The following is a 17,296-nucleotide window of genomic DNA, read 5'->3' as shown; positions in this document are numbered from 1 at the left end:
GAGACTCGAAATGACGATACGGACGTCTTGACGATCCCGGCAGGAGTGAACCATGAAGACTGTGGCCCGTGGTGAACGGTTCCGCGTAATCGACGATTTCCTGGAAGCCCCGGATCTGGCTCAGATCCGGAATCTCATGGCTGATCAGGACTTCCAGGAGACGCCCAGCGTCGTCTATCCAGAATCCGACGGGTCCGCCTTCAGGTCACGAGGAGCCGTGCTGCGCCACGACATGGAATCGGAGTCGGCGCAGGGGGGCACGGTCGAACTTCCGCGCGCCTACGGGCGGGTCGTGCGCGAACTCCACTCCCATTCCGACATGTTCGGCGTGCCCGGCGAGGACTGGTCGATCGTCGGGTTCAGCTTCTGGAAGTACTCCGCCGGAAGCCGGCTGGGATGGCACAACGACGTTGCGGCGGGCCGGCGGGGCGAGTTCGTCTTCTTCCTGCACGACGAATGGAAGGCCTCGTGGGCGGGGGAGCTCCTCCTCCTGGACACCGATCCGGGTGCCATCGAGATTGATGAATCCGGAATGTCGCCCTTGGAGATCGTGGAGGCAAAGGTCAGCGTGGCGCCGCCCTGTCTGACGGCCATCGTGCCCAAGCCCAACAGACTGGTACTGGTCGAGGAAGGCACCATCCACTGCATCCAGCGGGTCGACCGGACCGCCGGCCGTGCGGTGCGACGGACCATGACGGGCTTCGTCGCATCCAAGTCCCCGGGTGAGACGGGAAGCGAGAGCCGGAAGATCGACCGGCTCGTCTCTCTGCTCGGCTCGGAGTGACCCGCGGCATCGAGTGCTCGTGGCCGCCCTACGCAGACCGGATGGAGTCGTGACGCATGGAGAAGCTGTGGATCACCGAAGGGCCGCGCGAGTTCGAGAAGTGGCTCTCCTTGGGAAAGGTCGACCCGAAGGACGTCGAGAGGATTCGTGAAGGCCTGGACATCACGGCTCAGGGTCGTATCCGGGAGTTCTCCGGCTCCCAGGACCCGACGATCTTCTTTCCAGGGCTCACATCCCGGCCGTGGTGGGGCCGACACGATTTTCCGTGGCTGGAAGACCTCGAAGGGGCCGCGGAGACCATCACGGACGAGCTGCGGGCGGGGGGCCGCGACACGAGCAGCTCCGTACCGAGTCCGGAACTCGCCGAAGCCGGGCACTGGCGGGCGCAGTACCTGTGCTGCATCGGCAGACCGTATACGAGGAATCTTCCGGAATTCCCGAGGACGTTGAAGGCCCTGGCGCCGATTCCGGGTGCCACTGACAGCGGCATGACCTACTTCTCGACCGTGCTCGGCGGCACCCATATCGCCCCGCACTCGGGGTTCTCGAACGCGCACTTGAGGTGCCACCTTTCGCTGATCACAACCGAGGGGTCACGCATCCGCGTGGCGGACGAGGAACGTGTGTGGCAGGAAGGAAAGGCTTTCGTCTTCGACGACTCGTTCGAGCACGAAGTGTGGAACGAGGGAAGTGAGCGCAGGACTGTCTTGCTGTTCGACTTCTGGCACCCGGATCTCTCCGCTCCGGAGATCGAGGCGCTTCAGCACATGATGGGCGTGTGGCGTCGGATGTTTTCGAGGCAGTTCTGGACACGGCAGATGAATGCCTGATGCGAGCCGGACGGAATACCTACGTTTACAGATTGGTGGAAGTGTGGATTCAGCTGTGTGGGCGGAGACTGAAGCATTTCTGACCCGTTTGATGTGCCCTCCGGACCCTGATCTGGAACGGGTGCTGCAGGTGTCCGCGCAGGAGAACCTGGCCCCGATCAACGTCACCGAGCTCCAGGGCAAGCAGATCAGCCTCCTGGCACGCCTCATCGGGGCCCGTCGCATCCTCGAGGTGGGCAGCCTGGGCGGGTACAGCGCTCTGTGGCTTGCGAAGACGCTGCCCGCCGACGGACGGATGGTGACCATCGACAACAACCCCGTGCACGCCCTGGTGGCCGCGGGCAACATCAAGGAGGCGGGGCTGCACGACCGCGTCGAGGTCCGCATGGGGAACGCCGCGGAGCAGCTGGAGGAGATGATCGAGGAAGGGGCCGAGCCGTTCGACTTCTTCTTCATCGATGCCGACCAGCACAACAACGTGGCCTACTTCGAGAGTTGCCTCCGGCTCGGGCACTCGGGAAGCCTCATCGTCTTCGACAACGTTGTGAGGTCCGGTGAGGTGCGTGACCCTGAAGCCGCGAACCCCGCCGTGCGGGCGACGCAACAGGTGATGGAGTTGGTCGGAAGCCGGGACGACGTCGACGGCGTCGTCTTCCAGACCGTGGGCAAGCGAGGCCACGACGGCATGCTGGTCGCACGGATCGTCTAGCCGCGCCGGCGAGCATGACCGTCCATGCGGCGTTGGCCGGCGCTGAGGATTGCTGCCCTGGCCACACGCCTCGGGGCGTACTTGGAGGGTTTGCCGGAGGGTGCGGACAGGCTGCTATTCACCAACGGGGAAGGGAGCCCCCTGCGCTACAACCAGTGGCGCAAGGCGCACTTCAACCCCGTCGTGTCCGCTGCTGGGCTGACGGACGTTACGCCTCATGACCTCCGGGCGTCGCACGGCACGTGGGTGGCTGATCGGTACGGCGTCATGACCGCCGCTCACCGGCTGGGCCACTCGAATGCAAGCGTGACCACTCGGCACTACGCCCGCCCAGTGGCCGGCCGCGATGCCGAGGTGGCTGCCGCATTCAGTGCCTGGTCCGAAGGGCACGACCGCGCCGAAAGGGCACGCGAGGGGCACGAAGGAGGCTCAGCCGAGGTCCAGAAGCCGAATCCAGTCTCCTGACCTGCGAAAACCGTCCGGCGTCGGACTGTGCTCTGCCTCGTGACGGAGGCCCAGCTAGCAGAGGACATCCGGCTGACGGGCATGACGTGTACGTGTCTCGTGGTCAGGCCGCAGGATCAGGCGAGCGCGACGACGAGGCTGGTCACAGCGATCGTGGCCAGAGCCGCGCGCAGGACGTGGCCGGACTCCCAGCGGTTGCGCAGCGTCGCCCATGCTTCGTAGGAGGCATCGCCGCCGGGTGGGTGTCGGCTTCCGAGCGCGAAGAACCCGGTGCTGAGGCGGTCCAGGTCCTGCTCCTCGAGCCAGATCCGGTTCACCGGGTGCACCCGCAGCCAGTAGACCGCCTGCACGCCGGAGAGGGCCGCGAGCGCGACCGACCGCAGTACGAAGTCGGCCGTCCCGGCATCCGTCACGGCAAGCGCGGCAGCCGCCACCAGCACTCCCGGAATCTCGGCGATGCCTGCTCTGGTGAAGCCCGGATAGTAGATGCGCTGTACCACGGTGTACTCGGCGCGGCTCAGGCGCAGCTTGCCCGGCAGCTCGAGGGCGTGCGCCTCGGCCGGGGCCATCACGACGGTGGCCAGCAGGGCCGCGAGCACGCCGAGGGTGTCGGTCATCGGTTCACTCCTTCCCTCCGCTGCTCACGTTGCGGGTTCAAGCGGCCTTGAAGTCAACTGGAGGTGTGGAGCTGATGGGCATCGGTGAGGCTGCGGAGCGGCTCGGTATGAGGACCTCGGCGCTGCGCTACTACGACGAGCGCGGTTTGGTCCGGCCGGCGCTGCGTCGCGGCGGGCGGCGCATGTACGGGCCGGAGGAGTTGCGCAGGCTGGCTTTCCTGAAGATTGCGCAGTCCTTGGGCATCCGCCTGGACGCTGCTGCGGCCGTGCTGGACGAGCCGGGCCGGCGCTGGCACCGGGTCCTGTGGGAGCAGGCCGTGGAGCTGGATCAGCTCATTGCGCGGGCGGAGGCGGCGAAGCGGTTTCTGGACCATGCCCTGGCCTGCCCCTCCGAGCATCCGGCTCGCGACTGCCCCGATCTGACGGCAGCCTTGGACCGGGTAGTGGCCGGCCTGCCCGTAGAGCAGCTCGACCCCGACCGTCCCTGAGTTGTCACCGTCCCTGAGTTGCCAGGGCCGCGCCTGCTGCAGTGGCGTCGTCCGGCAGGGTGCACCCAGGAATGATCGCGCGGGATACGTCGACGGAGTCTTCCCTCCTGCCCCAACTTGGGCGCGGCTGTTCAGGAGAGAGCGAATCAGCCGTTTGTGCGGGCGTCCCGGGAGAGGGCACACCGTCCTGAGTGCGCCAAGGAGCCCATTCATCGGACGGGCCGTTCACTGCGGGCCGTTGGCCGAACCCGGCCCTTGACCTGGTGTGCACTCCAGGTTGCAAGGTGTCCGCCATGACGACGTCCGAGAGATACGTGAGCATCGGTGAGGCAGCGCGGCAGTCGGGGCTGACCGTGGACACGCTGCGCTACTACGACCGCGAGGGTCTCCTCGGAGAACTCCCCCGCGACACGGGTGGGCGGCGCCGTTTCGACGCCGACGCCCTCGGACTCCTGGACGTGCTGGTCGCGCTGCGCCGCACCGGGATGCCGATCGAGTCCGTGCGCGAGTTCAGCAGGCACGCACGCAGCGGAAACGACGCCACGAGGGCCGCTCGGCTGGCGCTGCTGCGTTCCCACGGCGAACGCGTACGGGCGGACCTGCGTCAGCTCCAGACCGACCTCGAACTCATCGAGTGGAAGGTGGCTGCCTACACGGCGGCCGAGAACGGGGAGGACCCGCCTCCGAGGAAGGACTTGCCATGAACAGGACGACGGCTGCTGTGAACTCATGGTTCGGGCACAGACCGGGCCGCCACCCCATTTCATCGGCTTGGAGGAGAGGGCATGATCCCCATCGAAGGCCCCATGATCGTGAATGCGATGCGCGAGGCGAATTCTGCCCTGCCGAACGCACCCGTAGCTGACGAAGCACCCCGCAGACCACGACGCTCACGGCGATGGCTGGCGCGTTCGCTGCGCTCAGTGGCTGATCGGCTGGAGCCCCCGCGCCATGCAGAGCCCGCATTGCGGCCGGATCTGATGGCGACGAAGTGCCCGGGGTGAATGTTGCGTACGCGCCCTGGCAGCCGAGCACCCCGACATTTCGTCGAACAGTGTGGCCGCCCACAGCTGCGGATCACCGGCCAACCGCTGACGGCAACGCCCGACAACGCCGAAAACCCGCCCCGGATCTCTCCTGAGCGGGTTGCCCGGCTGGCACGCGACCTTCATCTTCAGGGGGCGCCTTGGCAACCGAGCAGGGTTTTGACAGCCTGACGCCCGGAAACTCCGGTTTGCTGTCTTCATCCTCCTCCGGTCCACCTGCCCCGTGTGATGTCTCAGGACATCGGAAATTCCCGGACTCACGGTTGGGGGTTCGGGGGTTTCGTTATGTGCCGTTGCTGTGGGGTGGTCGGCGGGTGGGCTGGTGGTCGCGGGTGGGGTCGATGGTCAGTTCGCGGAGGAGTTCGCCGGTGGCGGCGTTGATGACGCGGACGTGAAGGTCCTGGATGAGCAGGATGGGGCGTGGGTTCGTCCGATGCCGATGTGGCGTAGGCGGCCTGCCACGTGGAGGGTGACGGTTCCGTTAGTCGATGCGGTCGTGGCAGACGCGGTCGTGGGTGTCTGCGCGCTGAGGCCCTGGGATGGCTTTGGGGCCTGCCCTCTACGGCGACTGCAGTGATGATCAACCTGGCTTTCGACACCGTCGAACATCGACCGGGCCTGCTCGAGCTTCGTGGCTCAGCCTGATCGACCGTCAGCTGCCAGGGTGGCTCGAGCTGCTCACCCAGCCGACGGCGTACCTGCGGAGCAGGCGATTCGCTGGCGTTGCCACATGGCCGGGCCCTGGTCGCCCGTGGAGCGAGTCGGGCCGAGGGAGCCCGTAAACAGCGGGCGTTCGGCTTCCAGGTCGTTCGGAATCCGTTTCCGCCTCCCCGCCGGCCTTCCGAAGATGAGGTGGTACGAGGTTCTCGAGTCCCTCAGCGGCAGGGTGCCTGCACGTCCAGGCCGTTCAGGTAACGGTCCTGCTCCCGGGCGGGCAGGGGCTGACTAACCAGGCCGCACAGCAGGTCGTGCCACGCTTCCACACCGACCGTGCGGCGGACGATTTTGTGGTCGGGGCCGAGGGTGAGGATGTCGTTGGCGGGGCCGGGGACGACCTGCATGCCATCTGTGTTCTGTACGGCGCCGGCCGGGGGGTCCGTGGTCCAGACGTCGAGCTGATCGCCGCTGTCCGCGTCCAGGACGCGCACACCCTGGGTGTTCTCGTTCATGAAGCCCTGAAACAGCAGACTGCCGTCCCGGCTGAATGCCACGTCACTGGTGTCGTGCGGTAGGGATCCGGTGGCGCGCACGCGCTGGCCGGAGTCGAGCTGTACGACGTATACATGGCTCTCCCAGTCGGAGAAGGCCGCCTGTTTTCCCTCGTGGTCGACGGCCACGCCCCTGGGCTCGGCTTCGGGCGGCAGGGTGGTATGGGCCGCGTGCTTGAAGGTGTGGTCGCCGTCCCAGTGCCAGGTGTCGACACCACTGTCGGTCTGTAGAACAAGGGTCCTGCGGTCCCCGCTCAGGGCCAGGTTGCCAGAGTCCTTCGTGATTGTGCGGCGGGTGCAGGACCGGGTATCGAGTAGGTGGACGGCGCCGTTCCAGTCTCCGACCACGTATCGGTCGCCCGGGAGGAAGAACACGCCGGGGCGGAGGAGTTCGTCGGAGACTTCGTCAACGGCCACGCGGCAGTCAGTGCGCTTGCCTGTGCGCAGGTTCCAGATGTCGAACCACCCTTTGTCCTCGAACATGTCCTGACTCAGCATGCCGACGTATCGCTTGTCCCCACTGAGCGTGTATGCCGTTTCCTCCAGGTTCACCGACAGGTTGGCGTACGGGATCTCGCCGAGCCGGCGGCCGCTGCCGGGATCCCAGAACTCGGTGCGCCCTTTGGTCCGGCGCACTGCCATCCGTCCGTCGGCCGTCAGGTCCCCGAAGGTGAAGTCCTTGTTATCCAGGGGAACTTGCTGCCCGCGTCGGACTCCGGTGGCGAAGAGGTTGAACTCGCCTCCGTACGAGGCGACGGCCACCTGTGTGCCGTCATCCGACATGGCAATGGTGCTGGCCGGCCGGACCAGTCGGCCCAGTGTCTTGTCCGGCCGCAGCGCGGAGTCGTAGAGCCGGACCGTGCCGTCCTGTCCGCCCACCGCGAAGGTCCCCTTGTCGTCGGCGACCGTCATGTCCTCGTATGGCCCCAAGGAGCGGGCGGCGATGCGGCGGCGTCCGTCCAGGTCCCACACCTCTGCACGCTTCGACGTCCGGGTCAGGGCTTTGCGGGCCCCGTCGAACAGCAGGACCTCGCTGTGCTTCAAGGCTTCTTGGGTGCTCGCTGGTATTCCAGGCAAGGACCGGGCCGCTTCCCACCGCGCCGAATCCGTCAGGAACTGCCGGACCTCCTCACGGTCCCTGTCAACCAGGGTCATCCGGGAGCCGTCAGTGGAGAAGCCGAGCCCCACCCGGGCCGCGCTGACGGGAAGCCGGGTGATTTCGCGCCCGTCGGACACGCTCCACACGACCACGAACGCCTTGCCCTTGGGCGTGTGGTGCGAGGCCGCCACCCAACGTCCGTCAGGCGAGAGGCTGAAGGCATGAAGCCCTGCCAGGGCATTGGGAAGGTCCTTTGTGTGTCCCGTGGACATCGTGCGCAAGAGTTTGCCGGTCCGGGTGTCCCACAGCTGGACTCGGTTGAGGTAGACCTCCGTGGCCAGGACCCGGCCGTCGCGGCTCAGGGCCAAGGGCGTGCCCCCGGTGCGCACCACGCGCGACTGCCGGGCGGAGCGCACGTTATAGAGGCGCACGCGCGGGGTCTTGTCGAACACAGAGAGGTATGCGGCGGTCCTGCCGTCCCCGCTGAGGATGACGTCCGTAAAGGCTGGTCGGGTCGCACCCTCCTGGCCCGTTACGGAGTCGGCGTCCGCCTGCAGCCGTCGTCTGGCGTACGGGGAGGCGGCCACAGCCTGGGCCAGGGCGCGTCGGGACTCTGGGGTGGACCGGGTCTCCTGGGCATAAAGGGCGTACTGCGCTGCCTGGTTGGGACTGGTCTTGAGCAGTTGCCCGGAGCGGGCGGCGAGGGCCTGCGAGGCGGAGATGCGGGCTTGCGCCACGGCCTCGTCGCGCTGTCTGCTGGCGTCGAAGAATCCGTAGACCGCAAGGAGGAGCAGCGTCACGAGCAGGGCGACGCCCGACCAGCTCAGCCGTTTGACGAACCGGACCTGCCGGAAGTCGTCATGCTCCAGCTCTTCCTTGGGACGGCCGTGCAGCGGCGAGGCGAGGGTGGCGACGGCGGCACGGAACGGCGGGTAACGCAGGGAGTGATGGCCTCGTTCCTCGATCTCCCGCAGGTCCACCCACAGCGGCGCGGACGTGAAGTGGCCTGCCAGATTGGATGGCAGGGACGTGGTCTTCTGCCAGTCGAAGTCGCCGGTCTTGTCGTCCCACTCGACCTGACCGCTTGCGACGGCGATCAGCAGGTGCTCTGTGTCACGCTCGCGCAACCAGTAGTCGACTTCCTTGGCTACCCAGGGCGAGGCGGCGGCCTCTGGAGAGGCGAGCAGGATGAGGTAGCGGGAGCGTGCCAGTTCGCGCTGGATCGACTGCCACAGGTCATGGCTTGCCGACAGGCTGATGACGTCGCGGAACACGCTCATCCGCATGGGCCGGAAGCGCGAGACGGCCAGCCGTTCCAAGCCTCGCTGAAGCGCTTTCGCGAGTGGCGCGTTCTTGCTCTGGCTGTACGAGATGAAGGCGTCGCGCTGCTTCACCCCGCCCGGTAACGCGGCTCGCGCTTCAGCCTGTTCCACGGCATCACTCATGGCGCCCCCCGTGCTCCTACTGCGTGTTCAAGCCGTCCTCGACGCGCTGAACCAACTGCCATACGTATCATGCCCGTTGAAGCCGTAAGAGCCCGTCGGCGACAGCTGGCCCGAAACGGGCGTAGCGCCCGGCTTCCGCTAGATTGCTGATCAGTGACGAGGGAGGGCTGGGGGAGCGATGAATCGGTGGCATCCTTTGGTCCGCCGGCTCCGTACTCCCGCCGCGCGAATCTGCATCTCTGTCCTCATAGGTGCTGTGGCCGGACTGGTCGTCTTCGGGGTCACCCAACTGTCAGGCAGAAATCTGTTCGTTGTCACCGGCGCCTTCGCGGGGGCGGTCAGTGTGCTGGCCTTTCAGGTGTACGGACGTGCTGCCAGGCTGACCGAGGTGCGTGTCACTGTGCCGCAGCTCAGTGAGTTGACCTTCGTCGTGAACAACGAGGCCAAGCAGGTGGCTTGGCGGTTGTTCGTCGAGACCGTCACCCGGGTGTCGACCCAGCCGCTGGCCCATGACGGGGGCCTGCTGCGGGAAGCCCTCACGTCGCTGTACGGCCTGTTCGGCACCGCTCGGGAGGCATTGAAGTCTGCGCGTCCCTCCGTGCAGGTCACGGGCGAGCAGACAGTGGAGTATCTCGCCATCACCATGCTCAATCGTGAGCTGAGGCCGTTCCTGTCCACTTGGCATCCCCGACTGCACGCATTCGAGCAGGAAGATCCCAACCGGCCCGAATCGGACTGGCCGGAAGGCGCTGACTGCCGTGCGGAACTCCGCGTCGTACAAGCCAACCTGCGAGAGTATGCACTTGGTTTCGCACGGCTGGCCGGCGTCAAGAACGCCAGGGCGCTGGTGGATGGCGCAATGCAGGGAGAGTGACCCGCGGCAGCGACCGACACGTGGACACGTTTCCCGCTAGGGCACCGGTTCCACGTCGACGGTCGCGCCGGGACAGCAGGCGGCTGGCTGCTCGACCTTCATGAGCTCGGCATGGTCGACGTTCAACTCCAGCGCAGGGTCGTGCTGACCCAGGACCCGGCGTACGTACAGAGCCCGCGCTTCGCCTGCGGCAGCCACTCGGCCGGGCCTTGATCGCCCCCAGAGCCGGGGGTGCCCAGCGTGAGGTGACGAGAGAGCGCTCGGCCCCATGGGCCGTTGGCGTAGGGGACTGATGCAGGGTCTGGTGACACTGTCATCTACCCGTGCATCAGTCCCGTCCATGGCGATCCGGACTGTCCGGCGCCGCCCTGAATCGGGGAGCCCCTGTTCGCCATGTGTGCACGCCGGCGGTCGCCGTGGAGTAGCCGGCACGGCAGGGGCAGGGCGTGTCGTGCCAGGATGCGGTGGGGTTTGCGTGACGGACCGCTCGAATCATGACAGCCGGGGGGAGTTGAAGGTGAGTCAGTTACCACCGAACGTTGGGGTCACCGTCAGGCGCAGGAAGTCATGGGTACGCGTCGCTGCGCGCACCCCGGGACGGCCTCGCAGACTCCTGTGGGCAGGCGTGTTGTTGAGCCTGCTGTTCGTCACCTTTACTGCCAGCATCCCCTACACCGCGTTGCGCGCCGGGTGCGCGCCAGGTGTTGGGTGTGATTGCCCAGGCGTGCCTACGCCGGGCAAGCCCCGACCCGACTGCTCCCAGGCAAGCGAAACGGCCGAAATGATTTCCGCGGTCGGAACGGCGGCGAGCGGGCTCGGCGCCTTGGTCGCTGTGGGCCTCTCCTGGTACGCGACGCGCCGCCGCACACCGCCGATGCCGCAGACACCCCCGGAACCGCCTGAGCCGCCGGGGAGCGAGGGCTACTTGTAGGCGCGGCGCTGGACGGTGACCCGTGCGCGCTGCTGCCTCCGCCGTGCACCTCCAGTGGCGACGCGGGGTGTGCAGGGAGGCATTCACCGATGTGCTGTTTTCCTCGCACCAATGCATTGAAGCAGTCCGATGTCTGCACCGTGACTCCGAGCTGTCCGTGGTGAACGATTCGACGTAAGAGGTCGTGAGCGCGGGCTCAGGGAAAGCTGAGGCTGCGCTTCGCGCCGAGGAACGCGCGGGGGCGGCGGAGACGGGCCGGTCGGGGAGGAGGCCGGCGGTGTCTCCTTCGGGGGCGGCAGGAATATCTCCGGGAATCGGGAAACCGGAGGCGCGGCTTGTTGTTGAATTCTGGCCGACCGTGGGTTCACGGGATTATTCCGTTCCCGGGCGGTTCGGTCCAGCGGTGCCTGATTTCTTCCCTCTCGAAGAATGCAGGGAGTTTTCCGTCCTGCGGTCCCGTGATTCCGGCGTGCTGCAGTGGCGGAAAAATGGCGCGACAGGGGTCGGCCCCGGGCCCGCTCGGGCGCCAGCCATGCCCGTTCGTCCTGCTCAAGTGCCCGTTTGCTGTCCGAGACGGCGCGCCGGCCGACCACTCGTCGAACTGGACATTTCCAGTCCACCAGGGTCATGTAATCGTTTCCCCGAGTCCGCAGATAAACCTGGATGTCGAAGACGGATATTCGGTGCGGCCTTCCAGGCGATGATTTCAGCCAGGCTCTCGGTGAGCGTCCTGCTTTTCCTGGAACGGCTTGGATCGCTGTGCCGGCGAGGGTAGCCTCCTCGCAGGACCAGACCAGGAGGTACTTTGGTTGCCGTTTCTCGCGCCGCGGTGCCCCAGCCGTGGCCGTGTGAGCCCGCGCGGCTGTTTCCAGTGCCGCTGCCGGCATTTTCGGCCTGTTGCAGATCCGTTTTCCGGCATCCCGTTCGGCACGGTCCGCCGTGTCTTTCCATTCATTGAACAGTCGGTGTCGGAGGTCGAAATGTTCCGAGAACTGGTACCGCTGGAGCTGCTCGTGGGCACAAAGCGGTGAGGCGCCCACGAGCAGATCAGGACCGGCATGTGGCGTCGGCGGTCCCCGCCGGCGGCGGGTCGTCCACGGCCGGAAGCAGAAGAGCCCGGGCGGGGTGCGAGCCCGGATCCCCCACAGCATCGTGGCCTGCTCGCGCCCGTCGGCGGCCCGGCTGCCGCGGGGCCGGGGAAGTCCGGCCCCCGGTCTCTCGTCGGTGGCGCACCCAGGGATCTTTACGCGGAGGGGAGGAACCCGCTTGTCCAGCCTGAGCATCACAGAACCCGCAGGACCGGAAGATTCCGCGCACTCCTCAACTGCGCGGCTCGGCTTGCCGGTTCCCGTGGCCGTGCACGCCCCGGACCCCATCTCGCGGGAGGGCGCCCTGAGTCAGCTCCGGCCGCACCCGCACATCGAACTGCGTGAGGAGCCAGGGCCGGGCACCGTGGCTCTCCTGGTGGACGACGTTCTCGACCGTGCCGGGCTCACGCGCCTGCGCCGGGCCGTACGCGGGCAGGGAGCACGAGTGGTTCTCGTGGTGCGGAGGCTGCGGGAGGAGGAGTTCCGCGATGTGGTGGCGTGCGGGGTCGGCGCCGTCGTCTGGCGGCACGAGGCCACCCAGCACAGCCTGGTTCAGGCTGTGCTGGCGACCGCACGCGGCGACGGACACCTCCCCGCCGACCTACTCGGCCGCCTGATCCGCCAGATGGGAACGCCTCCGTCGCGCTCCGCCACCAGCGGCGGCCGGCCCGGCATCCCCGCCCCGGTGCTCGGGGCCCGTGAGGTCGACGTCCTGCGCCTGATCGCCGAGGGCTTCGGCACCGCCGAGATCGCCGCCGACCTGTCCTATTCCGAACGCACGGTCAAGAACGTGATCCACCGCCTCACCACCCGCCTCCACCTGCGCAATCGCGCCCACGCGGTGGCTTACGCGCTGCGGCAGGGATACATCTGACGGGCACATGTGCACGTGCTGGTGAACTCCCGTACGCCGGTGCCGTGATGGGCCGCGGCCTCCTGGTGCGGGGCGGCGTCCCCGTACCTCCGGCGTCGGACCGCCGGACCGGTACCCCGCGGGCGTCGTGGATCCGCAGGCCGAAGACGACGACGCAAGGGGTGAGTTCGGGTCGCAGGTGCGAGCCACCGGCGATGCCGACGGTTGCCGAGGAAGAGGAGGCAAGGATCGCTGCCGACACGGCCCCGGCGATGGGGGCGTCGAGGCGGGCAGTGGCGCACGTGCTCGCTCGGTCCGGCAGCGGTCCCGGGCAACGGACGCCGAAGGAGGTTCGATCGCCCGCCGGAATGCCCGCCGGAATGCCCGCCGGAGTGCCCGCCGGAGTCGCCCGCCGGGCGTCCGCGATGCGGAGCGGCCGTCGACCGTGGTCTGGTCGGGGCGCGACCACGAGAACCGCCCCGGGCGCCCCGACCCGTGCGAACAGAGTCTCCGACTCCGCGGCCCGCACATCGACTCGGCGGCCCGCACGCCGACTTCTCAGCCGCACGCCGACTTCGTCAACCGCACGCCGACGTCGTCAGCCGCACATCGCGGAACATCGTCCCCGGCGGGACGGCCCCCTGCCCGTTGTACTCACGGCTTCCGGCCGATGACGACGCCGTTGGCGGCCGGGGCCTCGAACGGGCGGATCTCGACGTCCGTGAAGCCCGTCTCCAGCAGCCAGGAGCGGTATTCGGCGCCGGTGTAGTTCCGGCCGAACGTCTCCACCAGCATGGACAGGCTCATGAGGGTGGCGTCGAGAGGGCCGTCCTTGGTGTCGGCCACCAGGAGTTCGCTGATCAGCAGGCGCCCGCCGGGGGCCAGTGCGTCGTAGCAACTGCGCAGGATCTGCCGGCACTGGTCGACGTCCCAGTCGTGGAGGATCATCGAGAGCAGTACGACGTCCTGCCCCGTGGGCAGGGGGTCGCTGAAGAAGTCGCCGGCGGCGAAGGAGATGCGGTCCGCGAGGCCGGCCTGCTCGACCTTCTTCTGCGTCAGGTCGCAGACGAAGGGCAGGTCGAAGACGGTCGTGTGCAGGGAGGGGAAGGCGCGGCTCAGTTCGGTCGCGTAGGCGCCCCCGCCGCCGCCCACGTCCAGCAGTGACAGCCCGCCCGACAGGTCGACGGTCTCCGCCAGGGCCCTGGCCGTCGGCCGGGAGATCGCGCTCATGCCCTCCCAGAAGGACTCCACGACCACGGGGTTCTCGTCGTCGAACAGCGAGTCGCGCTGCTCGCTGTCCCAGGCGGTCGGACGGTTGGTGCGCAGCGCCTCGTCCAGCCGCAGCCAGCCCGGGTAGTCGTGGCGGGAGACGATCTCCACCCAGCCGCCGACGTAGTGCTCGCCGCCGCGGAGCAGATACCGGTCGGTCATCTCGGTGTTGCGGTATCCGTCACCGTCGCGCCGCAGCAGACCGAGCGCGGCGCAGGCGGTGACCAGTTGCTCGACCGGACGCTCCTCCAGGCCGAGGACGTCGGCCAGTCGGGCCGGGGTCATGCCCGGGCGTCGGGCGAAGTGCCCGAACACGTCGCGTTCGTGCGCGGTCACGAGGGTCTGGGACACCCACAGGCCGTAGACCATGTTCATGATCGGCATAACGGATACGGGTTGTTCCTGCGAAGCAGTCATCGTCACCTTCTCGGCTCGGCGCGGGTCTCGTCGCGGCCGGTCCGTCCACAACTGTGTCCGGCCGCGGGCTCGTTCGGTCGGTCGGCGTGTCAGACGGTGCGATCGACGACGTCCTGGCTCCACTCGCGTGCCGTTGCGTTGGCGGCGTTGCGCGTGGCCTCCGACGGGACGATCGGGGTGGCCGCCTTGCGGCCGAAGAGAACGTCCATCGGCTCCTCGATGTCGCCGGCGTAACCCATGGCGAAGCAGCCCTGCTGATAGCCGATGACCTTGAGCAGATCCTCGGGGAACGTACGTGCCAGCTCCGGCGGTGCCACGAGGTACTGGTTCTCCTCCTGGCGGACCCAGCCGGAGCAGTAGCTGAGGATCAGCCCCTGCCGGACGGCGTCGGTGCGGTTGTGGCCGCCGCCGTGCACGACCTTCCCGTTGAAGATCAGGACCGAGCCCTTCGGCATTTCGGCGGGTACGGAGTCCTCGTGCCCCACCTCGTCCGGGGAGAGCGCGTTGCTTCCGGGCACCATGCGGGTCGCGCCGTTCTCCTCGGTGAAGTCGGTGAGCGCCCAGAAGAACTGACACATCACGTGGTGGTCGGCCGCGAACGGGAAGAAGTCCCAGATCAGTTCGTCCTTGTGCATCTTCTGTGCGACGGAGCCCGGGTAGGCGCTGATGAGCTGCGTCTGGGACAGCTGGAACTCGGTGGAGGACTTCAGCAGCTCTCGCGCGACGTCCATGCACAGCGGGTGGGTGATCAGCTCCCGGCCGGTGGCGGAGCGCGCGACGAGGCTCCCGGTCCGCTTCGTCCGCTGACCGGCGAACGCGTCCGGGCCGAAGGGTGTGGCCTCGATCCAGGACTCCATCTCGCCGAGCAGGGCGTCCACCGTCTCGTGCGGCAGCACGTTCTCGACGATGGCGTAGCCGTTCTCGCGGACGCTGTGCACCACGTCGGCGAGATCGGCGTCCTTGTCGAACCGGTCGGTGACTTGGGGTTTCACGGTGGTCCTCCCTGTCGTGGATGAAACGGGACCGCGTCGGCGGGAAGCCCCAGGCACGCGGATGATTTCCGTCGGATTCCGGCAGAGACTCCGCCGGGCGAATTCGGACGGCTTCGGAATTCGAATTGCAAGGGGGCATGCCCGCCTGAGGTGCGCCCGGCGCATGCTAGCCAGCCGCCGGCCCCGGAAAAAGACCGGAAAATTGAGGACCCCGCCGGTGCAGACGCAGTCCACATGGGACGGGTGTGCATCCTTTCCCAGGTCAGAGCCGGTGGCGGGTCGTGCGAAGTGCCCCGTGGGCATGTCCTTTCGGGCGCCCGGGTGTGCCCCGACGGTCACATCCATGCCCTCATTCCTCCGAAGTGGCGGGGCCGGAAAGTCACTTCGAAGTGTCCCTGCGTCTGTTCCGGAGACCGTGGCTGCGGTGATGGGATCGATGGGCACGAGAATTCCGCTCGACCGGTGGCACGCCACGCCCGTCGGGATTTCGTCGACGCACGGCTCAGCGGATCCTTCGCATTTCGATTCCAGGGAGAAAGCACGCGATGACCACGATCGACACGGCCACGGAAGCCATTGCCTTCGACGGAGAGACCCTCGGCATCGACGACGTCCGCCGCATCGCGGAGGAGCACGTCTCCTGCTCCGTGAATCCCGAGGTGCTGACCAAGGCCGCGGCGAGCCGGAAGCAGTTCGAGGACATCGTCCGCAAGGGCGCCTCGGTGTACGGGGTGACCACCGGATACGGCGAGATGATCTACATGCAGGTGGAGCCGTCGAAGGAGGTGGAGCTTCAGACGAACCTGATCCGCAGCCACAGCGCGGGTGTCGGGCCGCTGTTCGCCGAGCACGAGGCCCGCGCCATCCTGGCCGCCCGGCTCAACGCCCTCTCACGCGGCTACTCCGCCGTGCGGCCCGAGGTGCTGGAGCGCCTGGCGCTCTACCTCAACGAGGGGATCATCCCCGCGATTCCCGAGATCGGTTCGCTCGGCGCCAGCGGCGACCTCGCGACCCTCTCCCACATCGCAGTCACCGTCATCGGCGAGGGCTACGTACTGCGCGACGGCGCCCCGGTGCCGACCGGCGAGGTGCTGCGCGAACGGGGCATCCAGCCGCTGGAGATGCGGTTCAAGGAGGGTCTCGCGCTGATCAACGGCACGTCCGGGATGACCGGACTGGGGTCCCTCGTGGTCAGCCATGCCCTCGACCAGCTCCACCAGGCGGAGATCGTCTCCGCGCTGCTGCTGGAGGCTCTCAGCTGCTCCACCAGCCCGTTCCTGGCCGAGGGCCACGAACTCGCCCGTCCGCACAGCGGCCAGATCGACTCGGCCGCCAACCTGCGCGCGCTGCTGACCGGCAGCGGGCTGGCCGTCCCGCACGCGGAGCTGCGCGGGGAGGTGGAGAGCAAGCGCGCGGGTGACGACGTGACCCGCACCGACGTCTACCTCCAGAAGGCGTACACGCTGCGGGCCATACCGCAGGTGCTCGGAGCGGTCCGGGACACCCTGCGGCACGCAGCCGGCACCCTGCACACCGAACTCAACTCCGCCACCGACAACCCCCTGTTCTTCCCGGGCAAGGAGGTCTTCCACGGCGGCAACTACCACGGCCAGCCGGTCGCGTTCGCGATGGACTTCACCACGATCGCCCTCACCCAGCTCGGCGTGCTCTCCGAGCGGCAGAGCAACCGCCTCTTCAACCGTCACCTCAGCTACGGGCTCCCGGAGTTCCTCGTCGCCGGCGAACCGGGTCTCAACAGCGGCTTCGCCGGGGCCCAGTACCCGGCCACCGCGCTGATCGCGGAGAACCGGACCATCGGTCCGGCCAGCACCCAGAGCGTCCCCTCCAACGGCGACAACCAGGACATCGTCAGCATGGGCCTGATCTCCGCGCGCAACGCGCGCCGCGTCCTCGCCAACAACACCAAGATCCTCGCCGTGGAGTTCCTGGCGGCCGCCCAGGCCGTGGACCTGAACCGCTGCTACGACCGGCTCGGCCCCGCGGGACGGGCCACCTACGACACCGTCCGCGCGCTGGCGCCGACCCTCGACCGCGACCGCTACATGTCGGACGAACTGGAGGCCGTCGCCGGTGCCGTCGAGCGCGGCGACTTCCTGCGCGCCGTCAACTCGGCCGGGATCACGCTGCGGTGACCAGGCACCCGCACTCGGCAACGGATCC

13 protein-coding genes and 1 pseudogene are annotated in these 17,296 nt (G+C 67.7%); 9 read left to right on the top strand and 5 right to left on the bottom strand.

Annotated elements, in window-relative coordinates; all coding sequences use genetic code 11:
- Positions 1-52 precede the first annotated feature (52 nt).
- From H180DRAFT_RS04280 to H180DRAFT_RS04265, 4 genes and pseudogenes are all read left to right on the top strand, one after another.
- On the top strand, positions 53-784 hold the full coding sequence (locus tag H180DRAFT_RS04280) for a 2OG-Fe(II) oxygenase (protein ID WP_055484629.1): 732 nt from the start codon (positions 53-55) through the stop codon (positions 782-784).
- A 56-nt stretch (positions 785-840) separates the two neighbouring features.
- The gene (locus tag H180DRAFT_RS04275) at positions 841-1,614 is read left to right on the top strand and encodes an aspartyl/asparaginyl beta-hydroxylase domain-containing protein (RefSeq protein WP_055484628.1); all 774 of its coding nucleotides are present in this window, start codon (positions 841-843) and stop codon (positions 1,612-1,614) included.
- 121 nt (positions 1,615-1,735) lie between these two features.
- On the top strand, positions 1,736-2,323 hold the full coding sequence (locus H180DRAFT_RS04270; RefSeq protein WP_159033557.1) for an O-methyltransferase: 588 nt from the start codon (positions 1,736-1,738) through the stop codon (positions 2,321-2,323).
- 42 nt (positions 2,324-2,365) lie between these two features.
- Positions 2,366-2,788 (top strand): annotated as a pseudogene (locus tag H180DRAFT_RS04265) (tyrosine-type recombinase/integrase); the annotation flags it as partial.
- Between the two features lie 116 nt (positions 2,789-2,904).
- Here the strand turns inward: H180DRAFT_RS04265 and H180DRAFT_RS29465 are convergent.
- The gene (locus H180DRAFT_RS29465) at positions 2,905-3,405 is read right to left on the bottom strand and encodes a hypothetical protein (protein ID WP_055484626.1); all 501 of its coding nucleotides are present in this window, start codon (positions 3,403-3,405) and stop codon (positions 2,905-2,907) included.
- A gap of 74 nt (positions 3,406-3,479) precedes the next feature.
- On the opposite strand from H180DRAFT_RS29465, the gene H180DRAFT_RS04255 reads away from it, so the two are divergent.
- Complete coding sequence (locus H180DRAFT_RS04255) at positions 3,480-3,893, top strand: MerR family transcriptional regulator (protein WP_254665899.1); 414 nt, start codon at positions 3,480-3,482, stop codon at positions 3,891-3,893.
- Positions 3,894-4,186: 293 nt separating this feature from the next.
- Complete coding sequence (locus H180DRAFT_RS04250) at positions 4,187-4,597, top strand: MerR family transcriptional regulator (RefSeq protein ID WP_055484624.1); 411 nt, start codon at positions 4,187-4,189, stop codon at positions 4,595-4,597.
- 1,217 nt (positions 4,598-5,814) lie between these two features.
- Here H180DRAFT_RS04250 and H180DRAFT_RS04240 read toward each other — a convergent pair.
- The gene (locus H180DRAFT_RS04240; RefSeq protein ID WP_055484622.1) at positions 5,815-8,691 is read right to left on the bottom strand and encodes a TIR domain-containing protein; all 2,877 of its coding nucleotides are present in this window, start codon (positions 8,689-8,691) and stop codon (positions 5,815-5,817) included.
- Between the two features lie 256 nt (positions 8,692-8,947).
- Here H180DRAFT_RS04240 and H180DRAFT_RS04235 point away from each other — a divergent pair, with 256 nt between their 5' ends.
- Positions 8,948-9,565 carry a hypothetical protein gene (locus H180DRAFT_RS04235; protein ID WP_254665870.1) on the top strand — a complete coding sequence of 206 codons (618 nt, stop codon included), beginning with the start codon at positions 8,948-8,950 and terminating at the stop codon, positions 9,563-9,565.
- 36 nt (positions 9,566-9,601) lie between these two features.
- On the opposite strand, the gene H180DRAFT_RS29695 is transcribed toward H180DRAFT_RS04235, so the two are convergent.
- Entirely contained in the window at positions 9,602-9,763 is a 162-nt protein-coding gene (locus H180DRAFT_RS29695) for a hypothetical protein (protein WP_159033556.1), read from the bottom strand.
- Between the two features lie 2,071 nt (positions 9,764-11,834).
- Here H180DRAFT_RS29695 and H180DRAFT_RS04230 point away from each other — a divergent pair.
- Positions 11,835-12,458: a helix-turn-helix transcriptional regulator gene (locus H180DRAFT_RS04230; protein WP_055484620.1), complete on the top strand. Its 624-nt coding sequence runs from the start codon at positions 11,835-11,837 to the stop codon at positions 12,456-12,458.
- Positions 12,459-13,091: 633 nt separating this feature from the next.
- Here the strand turns inward: H180DRAFT_RS04230 and H180DRAFT_RS04225 are convergent.
- Positions 13,092-14,123 carry a methyltransferase gene (locus H180DRAFT_RS04225; RefSeq protein ID WP_055484619.1) on the bottom strand — a complete coding sequence of 344 codons (1,032 nt, stop codon included), beginning with the start codon at positions 14,121-14,123 and terminating at the stop codon, positions 13,092-13,094.
- An 89-nt stretch (positions 14,124-14,212) separates the two neighbouring features.
- Positions 14,213-15,115, bottom strand: coding sequence for a phytanoyl-CoA dioxygenase family protein (locus tag H180DRAFT_RS04220; RefSeq protein WP_055484618.1), 903 nt, complete (start codon positions 15,113-15,115; stop codon positions 14,213-14,215).
- 545 nt (positions 15,116-15,660) lie between these two features.
- Between H180DRAFT_RS04220 and cmdF the strand changes: the two genes are divergently transcribed.
- A complete protein-coding gene (cmdF, locus tag H180DRAFT_RS04215) occupies positions 15,661-17,268 on the top strand; it encodes a tyrosine 2,3-aminomutase (protein WP_055484617.1) in 1,608 nt (535 codons plus the stop codon).
- Positions 17,269-17,296: the final 28 nt, after the last annotated feature.

The sequence above is a fragment of the Streptomyces sp. WMMB 322 genome (assembly GCF_900090145.1).
Taxonomy (GTDB): domain Bacteria; phylum Actinomycetota; class Actinomycetes; order Streptomycetales; family Streptomycetaceae; genus Streptomyces.
Note: the sequence above shows the minus strand (reverse complement) of the source record. Positions and strands in the feature narration are given on the sequence as shown.